Source organism: Streptomyces sp. NPDC001415 (genome assembly GCF_053597395.1).
Map to the genome: position 1 here is coordinate 1 of NZ_JBSFIE010000058.1, position 4,883 is coordinate 4,883.

The following is a 4,883-nucleotide window of genomic DNA, read 5'->3' on the forward strand; positions in this document are numbered from 1 at the left end:
CACTCGGCGTACGACACTCTGTCCCTCCACGTCGCTCTTCCGATCTGGCCGGGGTCAGTGACCCCGGCCCCCGCTCGTGCCACACCACCCGCCCGCCCCTTAGGCTGTCCGCGGGACCGCGAACCCCCTCCCACCAGCCGCTTCACCGCAGCAGCGGCACACCGCACGCCACTCCGCCCGAGGAGCACCGCCGCCATGGTCGAACACCCCGCGTACCCCGTAGGCCTCCGCCTCACCGGCCGCCGCGTCGTCGTCGTCGGCGGCGGCCAGGTCGCCCAGCGCCGCCTGCCCGCCCTCATCGCCGCCGGGGCCGACGTCACCCTGGTCTCCCCGAGCGCCACCCCCTCCGTCGAGGCCATGGCGGACGCGGGCGAGATCCGCTGGGAGCGGCGCCGCTTCCAGGACGGGGACCTCGCGGACGCCTGGTACGCCCTGGTCGCCACCGCCGACACCGAGGCCAACGAGCGCGTCTCCGCCGAGGCCGAGCGTTCCCGCGTCTGGTGCGTACGCTCCGACGACGCGAGCGCCGCCACCGCCTGGACGCCGGCCACAGGCCGCTCCGAAGGCGTCACGGTCGCCGTCCTCACCACCGACACCCCGGACCCGCGCCGCAGCGCCGCGATCCGGGACGCGGTCGTCGAGGGCCTGCGCGACGGCACCCTCGTCGCCCCGCAGCAGCGCACCCGCACCCCCGGCGTCTCCCTGGTCGGCGGCGGCCCCGGCGACCCGGACCTGATCACCGTGCGAGGCCGCAGGCTGCTCGCCGAGGCGGACGTGGTCATCGCCGACCGGCTCGGCCCCCGCGACCTCCTCGACGAGCTCCCGCCGCACGTCGAGGTGATCGACGCCGCGAAGATCCCGTACGGCCGCTTCATGGCGCAGGAGGCCATCAACAACGCTCTGATCGAGCACGCCAAGGCGGGCAAGGCGGTCGTCCGGCTCAAGGGCGGCGACCCGTACGTCTTCGGGCGCGGCATGGAGGAGCTCCAGGCCCTCGCCGAGGCCGGCATCACCTGCACGGTGGTGCCCGGCATCTCCAGCTCCATCTCGGTGCCGGGCGCGGCCGGGATCCCGGTCACGCACCGGGGCGTGGCCCATGAGTTCACCGTGGTCAGCGGCCATGTGGCGCCGGACGACCCGCGCTCCCTGGTCGACTGGAAGTCCCTTGCGCAACTGCGCGGCACCCTGGTGATCCTGATGGGCGTCGACAAGATCGGCGCGATCGCGCAGGCGCTCGTCGCGCACGGCAAGAACCCCGACACCCCGGTCGCGCTCGTCCAGGAAGGCACCACCGCCGCCCAGCGCCGCGTGGACGCCACCCTGGGAAGCGTCGGCGAGGTGGCCAGGGCCGAGGACGTGAAGCCCCCGGCCGTCATCGTCATCGGCGACGTCGTGAGGGTGAACTCCCGCCCGTGAACCGACGCTCGTGAACCCAGGCCCCGCAACCAGCGCCCGAGTCTTCACCAGCGCCCGCATCTTTGCCCGTAACCACCGGTAACGGATCTCCGTCCCAGCCGTTGGCACCTCACCCAGGACAAGGCAGTATCACCCTGTGGCCGATCTCATCACCGTCGAGGACCCCGACGACCCCCGCCTGCGCGACTACACGGGCCTGACCGACGTGGAGCTGCGGCGCCGCCGCGAGCCCGCCGAAGGCCTCTTCATCGCCGAGGGCGAGAAGGTCATCAGACGGGCCAAGGACGCCGGCTACGAGATGCGCTCGATGCTGCTCTCGGCCAAGTGGGTCGACGTCATGCGGGACGTCATCGACGAACTCCCGGCACCCGTGTACGCGGTGAGCCCGGACCTCGCCGAACGCGTCACCGGTTACCACGTGCACCGGGGGGCGCTCGCCTCGATGCAGCGCAAGCCGCTCCCGACCGCCGACGAACTCCTCACCACCGCCCGCCGCGTGGTGGTCATGGAGGCGGTCAACGACCACACCAACATCGGTGCGATCTTCCGCAGCGCCGCCGCCCTCGGCATGGACGCGGTCCTGCTCTCGCCGGACTGCGCCGACCCGCTGTACCGGCGCTCGGTGAAGGTGTCGATGGGCGCGGTCTTCTCGGTCCCGTACGCCCGCCTGGAGTCGTGGCCCAAGGGCCTGGAGTCCGTGCGCGAGGCCGGCTACAAGCTGCTGGCCCTGACCCCCGACGAGAAGGCCTCCAACATCGAGGACGCCGCCCCGCACAAGCTCGACAAGGTGGCCCTGATGCTGGGCGCGGAGGGCGACGGCCTCTCGACCCAGGCCCTGGTGGCCGCGGACGAGTGGGTACGCATCCCGATGGCCCACGGAGTCGACTCCCTGAACGTGGGCGCGGCAGCGGCGGTGGCGTTCTACGCGGTCGCCACGGGCAGGCCTACGGGCTGAGCAGAACTGCCCTAGGGGCGCGGGGAACTGCGCGACCAGCCCCAGACGGCCCGCGGTCAAAACCCAACGCTCACAGCCAGAACCCTCAGAACTGCTTGACCGCCGCAATCCCCAGCAGCACGATCAACGTAACCAGCACAAACACAGTGAGCCGCTGTCGCAGCAGCCGGGGGTTGGCGGGCCGCAGCCCGCCGGAGGTGCGGGAACCAGGACGGGTGCCCGGCCGGCCCCCAGGGCGGGAGGCGTTGCTGCGCGGCCCACCCGGACGCGAGCCCCCCGTACGCGGCGAAGGGCTCCCTGTCCGCGGCCCGGGCCGAGACGCCGGCCCCGTGCCCCGACCGGCCTCGGTGTAGCGCTGGGTCCGGTCGTCGAGCCGCCCCGTGGGCCGGTCCAGCTCGACCCGCTCGCGCTGGGCCGGCGGCCGTGCCTCCGCACCCTGCCCGTGCAGCCCGCCCTGGGCCTCCCGCGCGGCGATCTCCTTGAGCCGCATCGACAGCTGGAGCGTGCTGGGCCGCTCCTCGGGGTCCTTGGCCAGGCAGGCCCGGACCAGCGGGGCCAGCGCGTCCGGCACGCCGCGCAGCTGCGCCTCCTCGTGCACCACGCGGTAGAGCATGACCTCGGAACTGCCGTGGCCGAAGGGCGAGTCGCCCATCGCGGCGTAAGCCAGCGTCGCGCCGAGCGAGAACACGTCGGTGGCCGGGGTGACCGCCGCGCCGCGCACCTGCTCGGGGGCGAGGAAGCCGGGGGAGCCGACGGCCGTGCCGACATGGGTCAGGGTCGAGGCACCGGTGGCCCACGCGATCCCGAAGTCGATGATCCTCGGCCCCTTCGGGGACAGCAGGATGTTGGACGGCTTGAGGTCCCGGTGGACGACGCCGGCCTCGTGCACCGCGACCAGCCCCTCGGACAGCGCGGCCCCGATCGCGGCGGCCTCGGCGGCCGTCAGCGGGCCCTCCTCGGCGACCTTGTCGTGCAGCGAGGGGCCGGGTACGTACTGGGTGGCGAACCAGGGCCGCTCCGCTTCGAGGTCGGCGGCGACGAGCCGGGCCGTGCAACCGCCGCGGATCCGCCGCGCGGCGGAGACCTCACGCGCGAACCGGGACCTGAACTCCTGGTCCTCCGCGAGATCGGGCCGGATCACCTTCAGCGCCACCCGCTGCCCGCGCCGGTCGGAACCGAGGTACACGACCCCCATGCCGCCCGCGCCGAGACGCCGGTGGAGCCTGAACGAGCCGACGACACGCGGGTCCTCGCGCCGGAGCCGCATCATCGCCATTTTCATCCCCGCTGCCAGTCCTGTTGACGTGGCACAGCTTACGTACCCGTCGCCCGGTGTGCTCATAGGCCGCGCCCTCGCGGCCCGGCCGATTGTCAGTGCCGGGTGGGAAACTTGAAGAGTGGTCAGCAGCCCGTGGATCCCTGGCCGCTGACCCGTGCGAGATCTCAACGGTCCGTCGCAGAAGGGGGTTTGGATCTATGAAGGGTGACCGCGTGGAGATAGTGGTGGACGCGGGAGACACGACCCGGACGTACGAAGTGGTGGCAAGCCGGGCGGGGCGCAAGGTGGAGACGGCGGTCCGTCGCGGGGTGGTGGAAGTGAGCGAAGTCACCCGCAGCGGCACGGTCGTGCGCACGGCCCGCTTCATGGCGACGCGGGTGCTCGCCCTGGTCGAGCAGCCCGTCCCCCGGGAGGACGCGGGGGAGGCGGAGGCCCGCGCGCAGACCCGACCCCTCCGGGAAGACCCCAAGGCATAGGGGGTCCGTCTCCACCCAGGGGAGTACGTGCGGGGGTGATGGCTCATCCCCTGGGAGGCCAGCAGATAGGTACGAGGGCATGACGTGTGGCGCCGCGCGGATCCCTACTGTTGGAGACAAGCGGCGGGTGATGCACTCGTCCCCCGAGGTCAGACACCCGCCGCTGCCGACCGATTCAGAGACGAACAGGAGAGGACCATGGCGGACACGGCTGCGCGGACGATCATCCGCACGCAGGGACGCAGGGCGTACAGCGCCGCGTTCGGTGCCCGCCGATCCGGCCCGCGCCATCCCTTGGTGGCAACGGCCATGGTCCTTCCCCTGGCGGCCCTGCTCGTAGTCGTCTTCGGCGGCTGGGACGCGGTGGTCACACAGGCGTCGTCCGTGGGCGTGATGCTGGGGCGCTGAGCGGCGCCCCGGACCCGGTAGAGCGGACCGGGTCGGGGACATCCGGCCATTACAGCCCCGTGGGGACGGGGGTGCGGCGGACGGCAGTAAAAGGCGTTGCCCGATCGGCTGGGGAGTCGATCGGGCAACGCCTTTTGCGCTTGCGGACGGGGCGGCCCCACCCCCCGACTGGGCGCCCCGGTGGGGGAGTTGGCCGCTCGGACCGAACGACGGAACCCCCGGCCTTCGAGAAGGCCGGGGGTTCCGGGTGGTGCGCGATACTGGGATTGAACCAGTGACCTCTTCCGTGTCAGGGAAGCGCTCTCCCGCTGAGCTAATCGCGCGGGACGGTCCCAAACCTTACAGGACC

Annotated in this window: 5 protein-coding genes and 1 tRNA gene; 4 read left to right on the forward strand and 2 right to left on the reverse strand. The window is 72.5% G+C overall.

Features of this window, described 5'->3' with window-relative positions; all coding sequences use genetic code 11:
• Positions 1-195 precede the first annotated feature (195 nt).
• Together cobA and ACWC2B_RS36755 are read left to right on the forward strand one after the other, a co-directional pair.
• Complete coding sequence (gene cobA / locus ACWC2B_RS36750) at positions 196-1,416, forward strand: uroporphyrinogen-III C-methyltransferase (RefSeq protein ID WP_450724490.1); 1,221 nt, start codon at positions 196-198, stop codon at positions 1,414-1,416.
• Positions 1,417-1,552: 136 nt separating this feature from the next.
• Complete coding sequence (locus ACWC2B_RS36755; RefSeq protein WP_450724492.1) at positions 1,553-2,371, forward strand: TrmH family RNA methyltransferase; 819 nt, start codon at positions 1,553-1,555, stop codon at positions 2,369-2,371.
• Between the two features lie 85 nt (positions 2,372-2,456).
• Here the strand turns inward: ACWC2B_RS36755 and ACWC2B_RS36760 are convergent, their stop codons facing one another.
• Positions 2,457-3,647, reverse strand: coding sequence for a serine/threonine-protein kinase (locus ACWC2B_RS36760; RefSeq protein ID WP_450724532.1), 1,191 nt, complete (start codon positions 3,645-3,647; stop codon positions 2,457-2,459).
• A 200-nt stretch (positions 3,648-3,847) separates the two neighbouring features.
• Here ACWC2B_RS36760 and ACWC2B_RS36765 point away from each other — a divergent pair, with 200 nt between their 5' ends.
• On the forward strand, positions 3,848-4,126 hold the full coding sequence (locus ACWC2B_RS36765; protein WP_450724494.1) for a hypothetical protein: 279 nt from the start codon (positions 3,848-3,850) through the stop codon (positions 4,124-4,126).
• A 198-nt stretch (positions 4,127-4,324) separates the two neighbouring features.
• Positions 4,325-4,534 carry a hypothetical protein gene (locus ACWC2B_RS36770; RefSeq protein WP_053723606.1) on the forward strand — a complete coding sequence of 70 codons (210 nt, stop codon included), beginning with the start codon at positions 4,325-4,327 and terminating at the stop codon, positions 4,532-4,534.
• Positions 4,535-4,782: 248 nt separating this feature from the next.
• Here the strand turns inward: ACWC2B_RS36770 and ACWC2B_RS36775 are convergent.
• Positions 4,783-4,857 (reverse strand) — tRNA-Val (locus ACWC2B_RS36775).
• Between the last annotated feature and the right edge of the window lie 26 nt (positions 4,858-4,883).